14 protein-coding genes are annotated in these 15,994 nt (G+C 68.5%); 2 read left to right on the forward strand and 12 right to left on the reverse strand.

What is annotated here, in order from left to right; all coding sequences use genetic code 11:
- Window positions 1-27: 27 nt before the first annotated feature.
- Window positions 28-327 (reverse strand): hypothetical protein, encoded by a 300-nt coding sequence (locus AC1DWP_RS09090; protein ID WP_477614143.1) that lies wholly within the window; start codon window positions 325-327, stop codon window positions 28-30.
- A 221-nt stretch (window positions 328-548) separates the two neighbouring features.
- Here AC1DWP_RS09090 and AC1DWP_RS09095 point away from each other — a divergent pair, with 221 nt between their 5' ends.
- Both AC1DWP_RS09095 and AC1DWP_RS09100 read left to right on the forward strand, forming a co-directional pair.
- Complete coding sequence (locus tag AC1DWP_RS09095) at window positions 549-896, forward strand: glyoxalase superfamily protein (RefSeq protein ID WP_477614144.1); 348 nt, start codon at window positions 549-551, stop codon at window positions 894-896.
- 142 nt (window positions 897-1,038) lie between these two features.
- Complete coding sequence (locus AC1DWP_RS09100) at window positions 1,039-2,091, forward strand: SGNH/GDSL hydrolase family protein (protein ID WP_477614145.1); 1,053 nt, start codon at window positions 1,039-1,041, stop codon at window positions 2,089-2,091.
- A 167-nt stretch (window positions 2,092-2,258) separates the two neighbouring features.
- Here the strand turns inward: AC1DWP_RS09100 and AC1DWP_RS09105 are convergent, their stop codons facing one another.
- The 11 genes from AC1DWP_RS09105 to AC1DWP_RS09155 all read right to left on the reverse strand — a co-directional run bounded on the left by AC1DWP_RS09105 (window position 2,259) and on the right by AC1DWP_RS09155 (window position 15,907).
- The gene (locus AC1DWP_RS09105; protein ID WP_477614146.1) at window positions 2,259-3,536 is read right to left on the reverse strand and encodes a sugar ABC transporter permease; all 1,278 of its coding nucleotides are present in this window, start codon (window positions 3,534-3,536) and stop codon (window positions 2,259-2,261) included.
- Complete coding sequence (locus AC1DWP_RS09110; RefSeq protein WP_477614147.1) at window positions 3,533-4,405, reverse strand: ATP-binding cassette domain-containing protein; 873 nt, start codon at window positions 4,403-4,405, stop codon at window positions 3,533-3,535. The genes AC1DWP_RS09105 and AC1DWP_RS09110 overlap by 4 nt, the downstream gene beginning before the upstream one ends.
- A gap of 143 nt (window positions 4,406-4,548) precedes the next feature.
- A complete protein-coding gene (locus AC1DWP_RS09115; RefSeq protein WP_477614148.1) occupies window positions 4,549-5,640 on the reverse strand; it encodes an ABC transporter substrate-binding protein in 1,092 nt (363 codons plus the stop codon).
- Window positions 5,641-5,759: 119 nt separating this feature from the next.
- A complete protein-coding gene (locus AC1DWP_RS09120) occupies window positions 5,760-6,956 on the reverse strand; it encodes an ROK family transcriptional regulator (RefSeq protein ID WP_477614149.1) in 1,197 nt (398 codons plus the stop codon).
- A gap of 25 nt (window positions 6,957-6,981) precedes the next feature.
- Window positions 6,982-8,832, reverse strand: coding sequence for a glycoside hydrolase family 3 protein (locus AC1DWP_RS09125; RefSeq protein ID WP_477614150.1), 1,851 nt, complete (start codon window positions 8,830-8,832; stop codon window positions 6,982-6,984).
- 105 nt (window positions 8,833-8,937) lie between these two features.
- A complete protein-coding gene (locus AC1DWP_RS09130; RefSeq protein WP_477614151.1) occupies window positions 8,938-10,551 on the reverse strand; it encodes a glucoamylase family protein in 1,614 nt (537 codons plus the stop codon).
- 91 nt (window positions 10,552-10,642) lie between these two features.
- The gene (locus AC1DWP_RS09135) at window positions 10,643-11,461 is read right to left on the reverse strand and encodes a carbohydrate ABC transporter permease (RefSeq protein WP_477614609.1); all 819 of its coding nucleotides are present in this window, start codon (window positions 11,459-11,461) and stop codon (window positions 10,643-10,645) included.
- 16 nt (window positions 11,462-11,477) lie between these two features.
- Window positions 11,478-12,434, reverse strand: coding sequence for a carbohydrate ABC transporter permease (locus AC1DWP_RS09140; protein ID WP_477614152.1), 957 nt, complete (start codon window positions 12,432-12,434; stop codon window positions 11,478-11,480).
- Window positions 12,435-12,436: 2 nt separating this feature from the next.
- Entirely contained in the window at window positions 12,437-13,714 is a 1,278-nt protein-coding gene (locus tag AC1DWP_RS09145) for a sugar ABC transporter substrate-binding protein (RefSeq protein WP_477614153.1), read from the reverse strand.
- Between the two features lie 79 nt (window positions 13,715-13,793).
- Window positions 13,794-14,822: a LacI family DNA-binding transcriptional regulator gene (locus tag AC1DWP_RS09150; RefSeq protein ID WP_477614154.1), complete on the reverse strand. Its 1,029-nt coding sequence runs from the start codon at window positions 14,820-14,822 to the stop codon at window positions 13,794-13,796.
- Window positions 14,823-14,965: 143 nt separating this feature from the next.
- Window positions 14,966-15,907 (reverse strand): sugar-binding transcriptional regulator, encoded by a 942-nt coding sequence (locus tag AC1DWP_RS09155; protein ID WP_477614155.1) that lies wholly within the window; start codon window positions 15,905-15,907, stop codon window positions 14,966-14,968.
- Window positions 15,908-15,994: the final 87 nt, after the last annotated feature.

Raw genomic sequence — 15,994 nt, forward strand, 5'->3', positions numbered from 1 at the left:
CGAGTCACCGACGGAAGGTCGGGATCGCTACGCCTGGGCGTCTGCACCGCCGTCGGCACCACCGTCGTGCCCGTCCGGGTTCGCGCCGCCATCGGCCGGACCTTCACCGGCTCCGCCGTCCGCGCCGCCGTCCGCGCCACCATCCGCGCCACCGTCGTGGCCACCGGCGTCCGCGCCACCATCGGCCGGGCCCTCGCCCGCGCCGCCGTCGGCTCCACCGTCCGCGCCACCGTCGTCGGCGCTGCCCGGCATGCCTGCCGCACCACCATCAGACGGTCCGATGCCGGCCTCGTCGTCGCTTGCTTCGTTCAGGGGGGTTTCGGTCATGGCTGGTTCTCCCTGTCGTCGAGCGACGCCGTGTCACGCCGCTTCCCCATTCCTATGCCACGCAGCCCCGAGCCGCCACTCAGAACCTGACGTTTGCGCAGGTCAGGGGCCGATCACGCACTCCTTTCGCCATACCGGAGAACCGGGCGGTCGGGGGCAGTCCCTGCGAGGATGATCTCGACGGCCACCCACCAGCACCGCGCCCGTCCGAGGAGGTCCCATTGACCGAGAGCATCAGCCCGATCCTGCGGGTGGCCGACGCGTTCGCGGCCCTGCCGTGGTACGAGCGGCTCGGGTTCGAGCAGGTGAGCGCGCACCGGTTCGGGCCCGGTATGCCGGTCTACCTGATCGTCCGTCGTGGCGATGTCCACGTCCACCTGTCCGAGCACCTCGGCGACGCCCGGCCGGGCGGGTTGGCCTACCTGTGGGTCGATGACGTCGACGCCGTGGCGGCCGAGTTCGGCACGGTCGTCGAGGACAACCCCTGGGCGCGCGACACCGAGCTGGTCGACCCCGACGGCAACCGGATTCGCGTGGGCACGTCGACTGGCTCGGTGGCCGACGGGTAGCTCCCCACGAAGGTGAGCGCGAACCCCCTGCGGCAGGTATGAAGTTGACAAGGGTTCGTCCCGACTTCGCGCTGGGCGCTCACCACGGTCCTGGCAGCCCTACTGTGCACTCACCGATCCACTGGACCGCAGGGAGATGTCAATGGCGATGGCCCGCGCATTCGGCGTGATCGCGGCACTGGGTGCCGCGACCGCCCTCACTGTCTCGGCAGCACCGGCGCAGGCTGCGAACTCCTATGTGGCACTGGGCGACTCGTACTCATCCGGCACCGGGACGCGGACGTATATCAACGACGGCACCTCGTGCCAGCGCTCGGTCTACGCCTACCCTTCGCTCATCTCGGCAAGCAAGGGGCTGACCCTGAACTTCCGGGCCTGCTCCGGTGCCAAGGTCGCCGACGTCACCAACACCCAGCTGAGCGCACTGTCTGCCGCCACCACGCAGGTCTCCATCTCGGTCGGTGGCAACGACGCAGGGTTCGCGGATGTCCTCACCGAGTGTGCCAAGCCGGGCTGGATGAGCGACTGCAACGGGGCAGTCGACGCCGCGCAGTCCATCATCAACAACACCCTCCCCGCGAGGCTCTCGACCCTCTATGCCGCGATCAGGGCCAAGGCGCCGAACGCCAAGGTGGTCGTGGTCGGCTACCCCCGGATCTTCCAGGGTGAGGACTGCAACGCCTTCACGTGGTTCTCCCCCGCCGAGGAGTCCCGGCTCAACCAGACCGCCGACCTGCTCAACAGCAAGACGTCGACCCAGGCGAGCGCCAAGGGTTTCAGCTTCGCCAACCCGACCAGCCGCTTCGTGGGTCACGCCGTGTGCGACGACGTCGAATGGCTCAACGGGCTGTCGAACCCGGTCGGTGAGAGCTACCACCCCAACGTCGCCGGTCACCGCGACGGCTACGCCCCGCTCGTGAGCACCCCCTTGACGGGGAGCGCCTTGAAGGTCAGCGCTGTCAGCCTGCGCAAGGCCGAGCTGTCGGCCGACCGCCTCGCCAGCCAACAGCGTCGCTACGCAGGCGTCGACGCCTCGATCACGCCTGAGCAGTTCCGCGCGCCCGACCTTTCGACGGCTGCCGCCAGGGCGGCGGCCAAGCGCGCCGGTGTCGATCTCCACTCGCGCGCCAGCATCGATGCCGCCGACCGGGCCTGGTCCCAGCGCCAGGCCGCAGACCACCTCGCCACCCCCTGATCACACCGTTATCGGGTTGAGGGACTAAGGGCGGCTTCACCCGGAAACCGTCTCCGGGTGAAGCCGCCCTTTATCGGGTCACCCGATAAAGGTGGGACGGGTGGGAGGAGGGGTATGCCGGGTGGTGACCACCCGGCATACCCCTCGTGTCGTCGTGCGGGAACCGCTCAGGCGCGACCGTGGGCGGCGCGGCTGCGGCGGCTCAGGGAGTCGACGATGACGGCGAGCAGCAGGACGCCGCCGGTGATCATGTAGCGCTCGGGCGAGCCGAGGTTGACCAGGCTCAGGCCGTTCGAGATCGACTGGATCACGAGGATGCCGAGCAGGGCGGAGTAGGCCGAGCCACGCCCGCCGAACAGCGACGTACCACCGATGACAGCGGCCGCGATCGCGTTCAGGTTGACGTCGCCGCCGCCGCTGCTCTGGTTGGCGGCCGCCAGGCGACCGGCTGCGAGGAGGCCACCGAGGGCCGCGAGGGTCGAGCAGAACACGAAGACGGTGACGTAGATGCGCTTGACGTTGATGCCCGCGCGACGGGCGGCCTCGACGTTGCCGCCGATGGCCAGCACGGATCGACCCCACGACGTGCGCCGGATGACGAAGTCGAAGATGACCACTAGGGCGAGGAAGAGCACGAACATGTAGGACACGCCTCGGTCCCGGTTGAGCACGTAGACCGGGATGCCCAGGAGCAGCAGGAGCGCCACGGAACGCAGCACCACCGTGACGACCGGTGTCGTGGACAGACCCGCGGCAGCGCGACGCTGGTTGGAACGCAGGCGCAGGGCCGCGTAGATGAGCACCGCAGCGACGACGATCAGGTAGGCCACCGCGTCGGGGAGGAACTTCAGGGCGGAGAACTTCACGATCGCGGAGTCGAAGGGGATGTTGATCGACCCCTCCTTCCCGAGGACCTTGAGCTGCAGGCCCAGGAAGCCGAGGAGGCCAGCCAGGGTGATGACGAAGCTGGGCACGCCGAACCGCGTGTAGAGCACGCCGTAGACCCCGCCGATGACCGCGCCCGCGACGAGGGAGGCGATGATCGCGAGGGGCAGCGACCACCCGTGACCGACGAAGCCAACGGCCAGGATGGCGGCCGACAACCCGCTGATCGAGCCGACCGAGAGGTCGATCTCGCCCAGCAGGAGCACCAGCACGATCCCGAGCGCGATGATCCCCGTGGGCACGCTCTGCTGGGTGAGGTTCACGAGGTTGCGGCTGGACAGGAAGGCGTCGTTGCGCAGGGCGAAGACGCCCCAGATGACGATGAGGCCGACGACGACGGGCAGCGACCCGAGGTCACCACTGCGCAGCCGCGACAGGAACGCGCGCAGGAAGCCGCCGATGCCCTGCGACGCGATCAGCCGCTCGTCCTGCAGGTCGGCGGGCAGCGCGGCCGTGGCGTCCAGGGCCTGCGCCTCGGGGGTGGGCGTGGGGGTGCTCATGACTGCTCCTCCGAGGTGGCAGCGGGACCGGTGGCCGCTGGGCCTGTGGTCTCGGTGCCGGTCGTGTCTGCGGGTTCGGGAGTGACCGCGCGGCGGGCGGCCCGCTGGGAGACGGCGTTCGTCGTCGCACCCGTGATCGCGGCGATGATCTCCTGGCTGGTGGTCTGGCTGACGTTGAACGTGCCGTTGTTGCGACCGAGGCGCAGCACGCTCACGCGGTCGGCGACGGCCATCACGTCGGACATGTTGTGGCTGATCAGGATGACCCCGAGTCCGTTCTCCCGCAGGCGTTCCACGAGGTTCAGCACCTCGGCCGTCTGGGCGACGCCGAGAGCCGCGGTCGGCTCGTCGAGCATCACCACCTTGGGCGCCCCGAGCAGCGACCGGGCGATGGCCACGGTCTGGCGCTGGCCACCGGAGAGGCTGGCGACCGGGATGCGCACCGAGGGGATCTTGGCACTGAGCTGGCGCAGCAGCCGCCAGGACTCCTGCTCCATCGTCACCTCGTCGAGGGCACGGCCGCGATAGAGCTCCCGGCCGAGGAAGAGGTTGGCGACGACGTCCAGGTTGTCGCAGAGCGCCAGGTCCTGGAAGACCGTCGCGATGCCGAGGTGTTGGGCCTCCGCCGGGCTGGCGACGCTGGCGGCCTTGCCGTCGAACGTCATCTGGCCCTCGTCGGGGGCGTAGACGCCGGCGATCGTCTTGACGAGCGTCGACTTCCCCGCGCCGTTGTCGCCCACCAGGGCCACGACCTCGCCCGAGTTCACGTCGAAGTCGATGTCCTTGAGTGCCTGGACGGCGCCGAAGTGCTTGGAGATGCCGGTGAGCGCCAGGACGGCTGTCGTCGGCGGTGCGAGGGTCGCGGTCATGTCAGTCCTTCGTGTGGTTCGGTGGAGCCGGAGCGAGTGCGAATGCCGTTGCGTCGGAAAGGGTCCGTCGTGTCGGTATGCCGCGTGCACCGGCGGGTGGGAACGGCGCCGAGGCGCTGCTCCCACCCGCTGGTGCGGGTGCGTCAGCTCAAGCCTGCCTTGGCGCAGACCGCCGCGAAAGCACCGGAGCAGAGGTCCGTGATCTTGTAGACGTTGTCCTTGATGATGGTGTCCTTGACCTTGTCCTTGGTGACCGCGATCGGGTCGAGGATGGTCGAGGGGACACCGTCGGTGTCGCCGGTCGATTCGGGCTTCTGCTTGTTCGCCAGCGCGATGGCAGCCTTGGCGGCGGCCTCGGCCTCCGGCGGGACCGGCTTGTAGATGGTCATGGCCTGGTCACCGGCGAGGATCCGCTGGATCGCGGCGAGCTCGGAGTCCTGACCCGTGACGGGCGGGAGCGGGTTCACGCCACCGGCCTTGAGCGCTGCGATCGCGCCACCGCCGGTGCCGTCGTTCGCGGCATACACGCCGACGAGGTTGCCCTTGACGGCCGAGATCTGGCCCTCCATCCAGGCCTGTGCCTTGTCGGGGCTCCAGTCCGGGGTGTCGTACTCGGCCGCGATCTTGAAGCCGCTGCCGTCGAGGACGCTGTGGGCGCCCTTCTTGAAGCTGGCGGCGTTGGGGTCGGTCGGCGCGCCGTTGATCATCACGATGTCACCCGAGGTCTTGCCCCCGGCCTTGATCGTGTCGACCAGGGTCTGGGCCTGGATCTTGCCGACGGTCTCGTTGTCGAAGGAGACGTAGTAGTCCGCGCCGGCGATGAACCGGTCGTAGGCGACGACGGGAACGCCCTGGCCCTTGGCACTGGCGACCACCGCGGCAGCAGCCTTGCCGTCGACCGGGTCGAGGACGAGGACGTTGGCCCCCTGGGTCAGCGCTGCCTCGGCCTGCTGCTGCTGCTTGGCCGGGTCCTGGTCGGCGTTGCTGTAGATGATCTTGCAGTCTGCGCAGTCCTTCTTGACGGCAGCCTCGAACAGCGGGCGGTCGAAGGTCTCGTAGCGCGTGGTCTTGGACTCGGGCAGGAGGAGGGCGATGGTCTTCTTTGCACCGCCACCGGACGATGATGAGCTGGTGCCGGAGCCGGAGTCACCGCTGCCGCCACACGCGGCGAGCGACGCGAGGCCGAGGCCAGCCACTAGCGCGGCCCCGGCGAGACGAATGGAACGGGTGGGCATAGCTGAACTCCCTTGGTCAGGCGCCGACAACCACGTTGGTGCGGGCGTGCACTGAGTTAAGCGCTGTCTGACCGTTGACGTCAAGAGTTGAATTCAAGAAATGGGGTCAAGGGTTGAATTCAAGAAATGGGTACGGCGGTCGCCAAGACCCCTGCGTTGGCCGGCAGCAGAGCCGCTGCACACACCAGGGCGCCGACCACGTCGGCATCCGTGTCGAGCTCGCTCTCCCGCACCACGACCGAGGCGGCAGCACTCGGGATGGCGCACCGCTCTAGCGACGCACGCATCGGGCTGATGATGATCGAGCCGACCCTGGACAGCTGCCCCCCGAGCACGATGACCTCGGGGTTGAGCAGGTTGACCAGCCCAGCGACGGCGACCCCGAGGTGGCGACCGGCATCCTCGAGCACGCGCTTGCAGCCCGGGTCTCCGTCCAGCGCGCGCGTGATCACGTCACGCAGGCTCAACGGACCGTGCGAGGAGGCCAACGCGTCGAGCAGCCCGCGCGCCCCGATGTAGGTCTCCAGGCATCCCCGGTTGCCACAGCGGCAGACGGGGCCGTTCTCGTCGATCGTGAGGTGCCCAATCTCCCCGGCCGTCCCGGCGGCGCCCCGGAAGAGGTCACCGTCGAGGATCAGACCGGCTCCGACACCGTACGAGAGCTTGATGTAGACACCGTGCTGAACCCCTTGCAGCACACCGCATCTGAGTTCCCCCAGCGCCGCCAGGTTCGACGTGTTGTCAACCGTCACGGGGGCCTTGATCCGCCCCTGCATCTCGGATGCCACGGCCACACCGCGCCAGCCGGGCAGGATGCTCTCGCTCCCCACCTGACCAGAGACGGAGTCGACGGGTGCCGGGATGCCCACCCCGACCGCGCGGACGTCCGCCATCGTCTTGCCGGCCTTCTCGACCAGGTCGAGCAGCAGGCGCGATGCCCGGTCCATCCCCTCGTCGGCCGCGTGGTCGGCGGGTAGCGGCATCCGCTGTCGCCCGATGATGTTCCGCGGCCCGGTGCCGAGCGCGACCCGCACGTCGCGGTCGCCGAAGGCGATGCCGGCGATGAGTACGCTGCCGGTGGCCAGCGACACCAGGACTGCCCGCCGGCCGTTCCTGATGCTCGGCTCGAGCTCGACCGCGCCGGAGGTGTCCAGCTCCTTGACCATGTTGGAGACCGTCGCCGGGCTGAGCCCCGTGAACCCGGCAATCTCCACCTGTGTCATGGCGCCCTGGTCCCGCAGCGCCTCGAGGACACGCAGCCGGTTGGCTTCACGCAGGGACGCCTGCGAGCCGGGAGCCGCCTGGGATGGATTCACGGCCTAAACATAAAGGGTGGGACGGTCAAACGGTAGGGATGACCGCCAGACCGTGCCCGAAGGCGAACAACGGGTCGTCGTACCCGGGGACGTCCTCACCGTGCCGGCGGACCTGCTCCATGGAGCGCGGCAGGTCGAAGGGCAGGCGGCCCACCGGCGCGACCGTGCCGGTCAGCGCATCGACCAGGGCCTCGTCGCTCGTGCCGTAGCTGCCCACGAGTGCGCTGGTCAGGGGCAGCAGCGGGGTGAGGACGGCGGGTCGATCCAGCACCACGTCGACGACCAACGGGCAGTGGGCTGCGATCCGGGCCAGGCGCGAGACCAGCCCCGGCGGGAAGTCGAGCGAGCCCTGGTGGAACCACGACTCCAGGAAGAGGTCGGACCTCGGGTCGAACGGCGCCATCAGCCGCACCACCGCGATGTCGGCATCGTCGGGCCGGTCGACCTGCGCGCCGAGCACGGCGACGGCCTCCGGCGACACGTTCTCGGCATAGACGCGCTGGCCCCGGGACAGCGGCAGCACAGGGGCATGCCGGTCCGTACCGTTCTGGAGGATGGTCACCGACCGTGCCTGCGCGGCATACCCAGCATCGCGGAAGTCCTTGCGTCCCACCGTCTCTGCCGCGGAGTCCTCGTCGACGAACGGGTCGTCGAACAGTCCGAGCCGGAACTTCACGGCCAGCAGCCGGCGCACCGACTCGTCGATGCGTGACTCGGTCACCCGACCCTCGGCGACCAGGTCGAGCAGGAGCTCGACACACTCCTCGCCGCCGAACTGGTCCGACCCGGCCTCGATGATCAGCTCCATCCGGGCCGCCGGGTCGAGGTGCTCGACCCCCCAGGCACGCGCGGGCAGCACCTGGTCACCCACGTGGTTGTCGTTGACGAGCTCCCAGTCGGTGACGACGACTCCGTCATAGCCGAGCGTGCCGCGCAGGAGGCCGGTGACGATCTGCTTGTTGAAGCCGAAGCCGACCTCCTCGATCTTCTCGCCGTGGACCTCGAGCGCGATGGGCATCCCGTAGTAGGGCATGATCGCCGCGGTCCCGGCCGCGATGATCGGCGGGAACGGCTTGAGGTGGTCGGCGAACCGGTCGCCGGGGTAGACCTGCTCGCGTCCGTAGGGGAAGTGCGCGTCCTCGCCGTCCTTCTGCGGACCGCCGCCCGGGAAGTGCTTGCTCGTGCACGCGACGCTGCCAGGTCCGAGCGAATCCTGTTGGAAGCCCTGGAGATAGGCCACGGCCAGCTCGGTCACCAGGTCAGGGTCCTGGCCGAAGGTGCCCGACTGGCGAGCCCACCGCGGCTCGGTGGCGAGGTCGAGGGTGGGGTGCAGCGCGGCGCGGATGCCGACGGCGCAGTACTCCTGGCGCGCGATGTCACCGAACTCGCGCACCAGCGCCGCGTCGCGCAGGGCCGCGAGTCCGAGCGACTCGGGCCACTGCGAGAACGCCTTGGCGGCGAAGGAGGCACCGGCGTTCTCGATGAACGCGTGCCGAGGATCCGTGGAGATCGTGACAGGTATGCCGTGCGGCGCCTTCTCGGCGATTGCCTGGAGCGCGTTGTGCCAGCGGGCGGCCATGCGGGCGTCGTCGAGGGCGTGCACGTTGAAGTGGGTGAGGTGCTTGCGCAGCACCACGTCCGAGGTGCCCGACTTGCTGATGGCACCCGCCGCCTCCTTCACCGTGCCGTCCGCGCCCGCCTCGATGACGGTCTGGAACATCAGGCCGACCTTCTCCTCGAGGGAGAGCCGGGGCAGCAGGTCCTCGACCCGCTCCTCCACGGTCAGACGTGGGTCCTCGAACGGATCCATGCGGTCGTTCCCGTTGAGGTCGCGGTACTCGACGCCCTCGGGGCTGGTCTTCCTGACCGGGTGCATGGTGACCTCTCAGTCGTGTTTGTCGTGCCTGTGGGGGTCGTCTCCGGCGCCGTGTGCCCCCGGCCTATCAGGGGATGCCAGGGGCACACGACGGGACCGGGGAGGCTAGACGATGCCTGCGCCGAACTCTTCCATGCCGATGACCGGACGGATTGCCCGCTCGACGTCGGCCGTGCTGAAGGCCCGACGAATCACGTTGTCGGCCAAGACATTTCCGATCGCACCCAGGACCATGGCCTGGTCGAGGGCGAGGTAGCGGCGAGCGATCGTGCCCGACCGCACGGCGACGGCGTCGAAGAAGCCGCCCTCGCCGTAGGCCTTGAGCTCGTCCTGGATCTTCGCGAGGTTCGTGTAGGCCTGGGCGGGCTCGTGCATCATCGCGAGGAACGACGCGTGGGGGGTCACGACGCCGTCACCGAACGTCGGGTTGGGGTTCTGCGCGTCGCGACAGCCGTCGTAGGCGAGCTTGACGTCGGTGTTCTCCTGGTCGGAGAAGTAGCCGTCGGGCTTGAGGCCGAGCACGTCCACGCCGTACTCGCGGTAGCCGCCGACGGGGTTGCTCGACGGGGAGAAGCCCCAGTAGCCGTAGTCCGCCTCGATGAGCCCGTGCTCCCGCTGGGACCGCACGTGGAGCGGGTGGTTGAGACCCCAGGACCGCGGCGCCCAGCTCGACTCGGGCACGAACATGTCCGGCATGAGCTCCTCGAACATGCTGCCGCCCCAGCCGGGCACGACGTGCATGCCACGGTAGGTGTAGGCGCCCTCGAAGACCTCGACACCCAGGTAGGTGCGGGTCTGCCCGACAGGCTGCATCTCCTGCCAGTTCCAGCCGCAGTCACCGGGGAAGGTGCGCCACATCGCAAAGTACTGCGATGGGGGGATCTGGCCGGTCATGATGCCGAGGTAGCTCGTGATGCGCGTCTCGGACACCGTGGTGTCGTAGTGGTGGTTCTTCGTGTACCAGACGTCCGGGCCGACGCCGATGGTGTTGCCGAGGGCGAAGTTGTCGGTGTCGGGCGGCGTGCCGGGGTAGAAGCCGCCGTAGATGAGCCCGGGCTTCCGTGCGGCGTTGGTGTCGTAGTACATGTCCCAGCGCATCCGCCCGAAGATGCGTCGGGCCAGCGGTGCGGCGCCCTTGTCGGCTGACATGACGACCTTGAGGGCGGCACCCAGCCAGCCGTTGTCGACCGAGGAGCAGAACGGGTAGACGGTGTTCCCGTTGGTCGGCCACGTGGTGATGACGTCGCCTGATGCCTCGTCGTACCAGTTGTAGAACTGGCCGCTCGGAGTGTGGTGCTTCAGGCGCAGCACCGTGGTCAGGGTCTGGATGAGGCGCTTGGTGCACTCGGCCTTGGAGATGATGCCGAGCTCGCGCGCGACCACGGCGGACCAGAGGTAGCCACCGATGTTGGTCGGCGACGTGTAACCCGAGCGGTCCTTCGCACCGAGCGACTCCGGGATGTTGTCCGCCGGCAGTCCGGTCTTCTCGTCGGTCATCGCCACGAGGCTGTGCCACGTGTCGGCCGCCCACGTCCGGACGCGAACGGGGTCCGCGGCAAGCGAGGTGCGGGACGGGCTGTATGCCGGCGCCGCGGGTGCCGCCGCGGCGCTCGCGGAGGCGCGCGTGGCCGTGAGACCTGCGGCTGCGACGGCGGTGGCTCCGACGAGCAGCTGTCGCCGTGAGGGGCTGGGCAGGATGAGGGAGGAGGTGCTGGCCATGGGTGAGGCTCCAATCAGTGGTTGGTTCCTTGTGTTGCCAGGTGCCGTCGAGTGCTGCTGGTGCCGGTGGGCGGCCCACCGGTGACGGCGGTTACTTGATTCCGGTGGTGGCGATTCCTTCGATCACGCGTCGCTGGAAGACCAGGAAGACTGCCAGCACCGGGACGACGACGACGGTGGCTCCGGCCAGGAGCAGGCCGTACTGCGTGGAGTTCTGACCGGTGGAGTAGAGCGCGAGCGCCACCGGCAACGTGTAGGTCTTCTCCTGCTGGGCGACGACCAGAGGCCAGAGGAAGTTGTTCCAGCTGCCGAGGAAGGTCAGGATGCCCAGGGTTGCCAAGGCCGGTCCGGCCAGCGGGAGGAAGATCTGCCGGAAGATCCGCAGCTCGCCCGCGCCGTCCACCCGGCCCGCGTCGAGCAGGTCGCGGGGGAGGCCGAGGAAGAACTGCCGCATGAGGAAGACACCGAACGGCGTCGCCAGGAACGGCAGGATCAGGCCGGGCAGGGTGTCGATGAGCCCGAGGTTGGCCACGAGGACGAACAGCGGCACGAACATCGCCACGCCCGGGATCATCAAGGTGCCCATCACCACCATGAACAGGATCTTCTTGCCCTTGAAGTCGAGCATCGCCAGGGCGTAGCCGAGCATCGAGCAGAACAGCAGGTTGCCCGCCGTGACGCACGCCGCCACGACCGTGGAGTTGAAGAAGTACTGCTTGAAGTTCAGCCGGGAGAAGAGCTGCGTGTAGTTGTCCAGGGTGGCCGTCTGCGGCCACCAGGTCGGCGGGCTCTGGAGCAGCTCACCCTGGGTCTTGAAGCTGCCCAGGATCATCCACACGAAGGGTGCGATGACCATCACCATGAGCACGGACAGGAGTGCGTAGAGCGCGTACCGGCCGCGCGAGCTCATTCCAGTCATGACGACCTCACGTGTTGTCGCGCAGCAGGCGGAACTGGACGGCAGCCACGATCGCGATGACGACGAAGATGATGTAGCTCATCGCGGCGGCATAGCCGTAGTTGCCGAAGCCGAACTGCTTGTAGGTGTACATGGACATCGAGATGGTGCTGTTGAGCGGGCCACCGTTGGTCATGACGAACGGCTCCTCGAAGAACTGGAGGTAGCCGATCGAGGTGGCCACGGACACGAACAGCAGGGTGGGCCGCAGCATCGGCAGGGTGATGTGGCGGAACCGCTGCCACGCACTCGCTCCGTCGATCGAGGCTGCCTCGTGGAGCACCCACGGCACGCCCTGCAGACCGGCCAGGAAGATGATCATCGCGGTGCCGAAGTTGCGCCACGCCGCCATCAGGATCAGGCCGGGCATCGACCAGTGCGGGTCGCCGAGCCAGTTCGGGCCGGTGATGCCGACCCAGCCCAGCGCGGTGTTGATGAGCCCGAAGTCCTCCTGCAGGAGGAACCGCCAGACCACGGCCACAGCGACGATCGAGGTGATCACCGGCAGGTAGAAGCCCAGGCGGAACGCCGACCGGAACCGGGTGATCCCTCGGTCGAGCGCGACTGCCGCCGCGAGCGCGATGCCCAGGGTCAGAGGCATCCCGATGACGACGAAGTAGGCCGTGTTGAGGACCGACTTGCGGAAGACGGGGTCGGAGAACGCCTTCGCGAAGTTGTCGAAGCCCACGACGTTGACCGAGAACGGGCTGCGCAGGTCGCGTGACTTGGTGTCGGTGAAGCTCATGAAGAGCGACTGGATGACAGGCCACGCGGTGAAGACGAGGAAGAGCAGGCAGAACGGCAGTGCCAGTATCCACGCTGCCGGCCCCTCACGCAGGGCTCGCCTCGCGGCGCCACCCCCGCGGGGGGACGGGCGACTCGCGCCCGTCTCCCCGCGAGGGGTCACCTCGGTGGTGGTGGCCATGACTACTGGCCGGTGCCGATCGAGTCAGCCTGCTGCTGCACGGTCTTGAGGGCTGCAGCGGGGTCGGCGCCCTTCTTGGTGACCTTCTCCATCTCGGTGTCGAAGCTGGCGACGACCTGCTCCCACGTGGGGAAGCTCGGCGGAGCCTGGGCCGTCTCGAGCTGCTTGCCGAACACGGCGAGCTTGGAGTCAGCGGTGAGGGCCGGGTCCTGCCAGGCGGACTTGACCGCGGGGAGGTCGGTCGAGGACTGGTACCACTTGACCTGGGTCTTGGGGTCGCTCAGCCACTGGATGAACTTCCAGGCAGTGTCGCGCTGCTTGGACTTCTTGAAGACCACGAGGTCCGAGCCACCGACGAAGGACGACGACTTGGTCTTGGCCGGGATCGGCATGACGTCGTACTTGTCCTTGAAGCCGGCGCCGCCGACCTTCTCGACCGCGGACATCATCCACGGACCCGAGATGAACATCGGCACCTTGCCGCTGGCGAAGTCGGGCTCGGTCGTCGGGGTGGCCGGAGCAGCCTTGTCCGAGATCCCGTCGGTGAAGTAGCTCTGGTAGTACTTCACGGCCTCGAGCACCTCGGGGCTGTCGAAGTTGTAGGCCTTGCCGCCGTCCTTGGTGAGGTCGGCGTCGTTGGACCAGCCGAACGGCATGATCGACTGCCAGGAGCCGACACCGCCGGCCTGGAAGCCCATGCCGTACTTGGCACCGGCCTTGGTCTGCATTGCCTTGGCCATCGACTTCAGGCCCTCCCAGTCCGTGGGGGCGGTGTCGAAGCCGGCCTTCTTGGCGAGGTCCTTGCGGTAGTAGACGAGCCGGGTCTCGACGTACCACGGGACGCCGAAGGACGTGCCTCCGACCTCGGTCGTCTTCTGGGCGCCGTCGAAGAACACGGACTTGTCGATCGACGGAGGAGTGGGGTCGAGCGCGTCGTTGCCGGCGAACTCACCCATCCAGGTGGTGCCGACCATCGCCGCGTCCGGGGTGGTGCCGGCCGTGATCGCGGTGGTGAACTTCTGGTACGCCGCGTCCCACGGGATCGCGGTGACGTTCACCTTGGCGCCGGGGTTGGCGGTTTCGAACTCCTTGGCGAGGGCGGGGAGCTTCTCACCCTCTGCACCCATCGCCCAGACGGTGATGGTGCCGGTGGCCTTGCCTGAGCTGACGTCCTTGCCTGTCTCTTTTGCGGTCGAGCCTGCGTCACCACGGCCGCAGGCCGTCAGGGTGAGCGCTGCGGCGGCAATCGTCGCGACCGCCATGGCGGAGGTGCGTCTCATCGGTTTTCTCTCTTTCATCGGGGGAAAGGACTAACGGCAGTTGTGCTTCTGGAGGCATGGGGTATGCCGGCCGGCTGGGTCAGCCGGGAGCGGCTCGGGGCTTGCAGCCGCAGGAGGATCGGATGACCACGCTGGTCGGGATGACCCGAGGGGCGTCCCCGACGGGCGCACCGGTGATGCGCTGGTGGAGCCGGTCGGCGGCCAGGGCGCCGAGCTCACGGACGGGCTGGCGCACGGTGGTCAGGCCGGGCTGGACGTAGCGAGCCGTCATGACGTCGTCCCAGCCGACGATCGCGAAGTCGTCAGGGACGACCTTGCCGCCTTCGCGCAGTCGCTTCATCACGGCCAGGGCGAGCTCGTCGTTCGCGCAGACGAGCGCGTCAGCCGAGAGGTCTCCTGACAGGAGCCGATCGGCGAGGGCGGTGCCGTCGACCTCGCGCAGGGCGATGCGCACCGGCTCTGCCGCGACGAGGCCAGCCGACTCGTGGGCGGCGACGAAGCCGGCATACCGGTCCCGGACGTCCGGACCGGAGGCGGGGTCACCGATGAAGCGGATCCTGGTGCGACCGTGGGCCAGCACGTGGCTGGTGATCTCGGCGGCGCTCCCGGTGTTCTCCGAGGTGACGCTGTCGATGTCCGGGCGGGCGTCACCGGCGATGAGGACGACGGGCTTGGAGCCGTGCAGCGCGGTCACGGTGTCCTCGGGAATGGCCGCCGAGCCCAGCATGGCCAGGCCGTCGACGCGGGTTGCCAGCCTGCGGACAGCGCGGACGAGGTCGTCCTTGCCCTCGGCCAGCATGAGCACGACGCTCTGGCCGAGCTCGGCCGCGCGGGACTCGAAGCCCATGAGGAGTTCGGAGTAGTACGGGCCGGAGAGCTCGGGGAGCACCAGGCCGTGGGCTTCGTGGTGTCGCACTGCGAGGCTGCGGGCGGCTGCGAGGGGCACGTACTTGAGCTCGTCGGCCGCCTCGAGGACCCGCTGACGGGTCTTCTCGGACACGGCGGTGGACCCCTGGAGGACCCGGGAGACCGAGGCGATGGAGACACCGGCACGCTCGGCGACGGAGTAGATCGTCGTCCCGCTGGTCGGTGTCGAACCGGTCGCCACAGGTCTGCCTCTCATCGTTGAAAGCGCTTACATCTGTTCTCGACCATGCCAGCACGTGGCGATTAGCGCAAGAGGAGAGGCTCGCGAGGCTTGTCCTCACAGGCCCGAATTGACCGGATCCAGCCCTCGCAGACGGATCCCGCTCAGCTCGCGAGCAGCACGTCCGCGAGGGTGGCGTCGACGACCAGGCCCTGGACCAGACCGCCGTCGAGAGCGGCTCTGACCGCCTTCGCCTTGGAGGCGCCGGCGACCACGGCGATCACTTCGGGCACCCCGGCGAGGTCGTCGGGATCCACGGTGATCAAACGCGCAGCGACCTTGGGCCGCAATGCTTTTCCGTTCTTGTCGAAGAAGATCCCGGCCAGCTCGCCGATGACTCCCCGGCTGGCGAGGTCCCGCTGCTCCGCCTCGTCGAGGAGGTCGTGGATGGTCGACTGTCCGCGCTCCCAGGCTCCGATGCCGACGACTGCCTTGGTCACGAGCGACGCCCTCGCCAGGCCGTCCAGCACCGCGGGTTGGCGACGCAGCGCATCGGCGCTGGATTTGGTGTCGAGAACAAACGGGGCATAGAAGACATGTGCCTTGCCACCGGACAACCGCGCGGCCCGCCGGACGATGTCCACGGCACTGCTGTCGAAGTCGGGCAGGGCGATCGCCCCGGTCAGCTGGACCACCTCCACCCGCGGGAGGCTCGTCAGCGCGGCGACCACGGCATGCACGTTGCGCGACCACGGCAGCCCGAGGACGTCGCCGTCCACCAGGACCTCCGAGAGCAGGTCTGCGGCGGCGCGGCCCAGCAGGTGTCGGACCGCGCCGGTGTCGGCGTCGGCCGTGTCCACCACGACGGCGTGAGCCAGGCCGAAGCGCTCCTGGAGCCGCGCCGAGGCGTCGACGTCGAGGGACCCCTGCCGGACGATCTCGATGCGGACGAGCCCCCTCTCCCGTGCCGCCTCCAGCATGCGGGCGACCTTGAACCGGCTGATGCCGAGCTCGTCGGCGATCTCGACCTTCGACTGGTTCTGCAGGTAGTGGCGGCGGGCGACGGCAGCGAGCATCACCAACTCGGCGGGGCCGTCGTCGATCACGTGCACATCCTTGCCGTTGACAGGTTGGCGTCGCGAGGATTTACTCGTCTTACTCGTTTGGGCATCATGGCGCTCATATGAGCAATA

Source organism: Pedococcus sp. P2_F6, assembly GCF_056403675.1.

Coding starts and splice junctions, on each gene's coding strand:
- AC1DWP_RS09135 (WP_477614609.1), bottom strand. CDS start 11,461: ATGAGCTCGCGCGGCCGGTACGCGCTCTACGCACTCCTGTCCGTGCTC.
- AC1DWP_RS09125 (WP_477614150.1), bottom strand. CDS start 8,832: ATGCACCCGGTCAGGAAGACCAGCCCCGAGGGCGTCGAGTACCGCGAC.
- AC1DWP_RS09140 (WP_477614152.1), bottom strand. CDS start 12,434: ATGGCCACCACCACCGAGGTGACCCCTCGCGGGGAGACGGGCGCGAGT.
- AC1DWP_RS09145 (WP_477614153.1), bottom strand. CDS start 13,714: ATGAGACGCACCTCCGCCATGGCGGTCGCGACGATTGCCGCCGCAGCG.
- AC1DWP_RS09115 (WP_477614148.1), bottom strand. CDS start 5,640: ATGCCCACCCGTTCCATTCGTCTCGCCGGGGCCGCGCTAGTGGCTGGC.
- AC1DWP_RS09105 (WP_477614146.1), bottom strand. CDS start 3,536: ATGAGCACCCCCACGCCCACCCCCGAGGCGCAGGCCCTGGACGCCACG.
- AC1DWP_RS09090 (WP_477614143.1), bottom strand. CDS start 327: ATGACCGAAACCCCCCTGAACGAAGCAAGCGACGACGAGGCCGGCATC.
- AC1DWP_RS09110 (WP_477614147.1), bottom strand. CDS start 4,405: ATGACCGCGACCCTCGCACCGCCGACGACAGCCGTCCTGGCGCTCACC.
- AC1DWP_RS09100 (WP_477614145.1), top strand. CDS start 1,039: ATGGCGATGGCCCGCGCATTCGGCGTGATCGCGGCACTGGGTGCCGCG.
- AC1DWP_RS09130 (WP_477614151.1), bottom strand. CDS start 10,551: ATGGCCAGCACCTCCTCCCTCATCCTGCCCAGCCCCTCACGGCGACAG.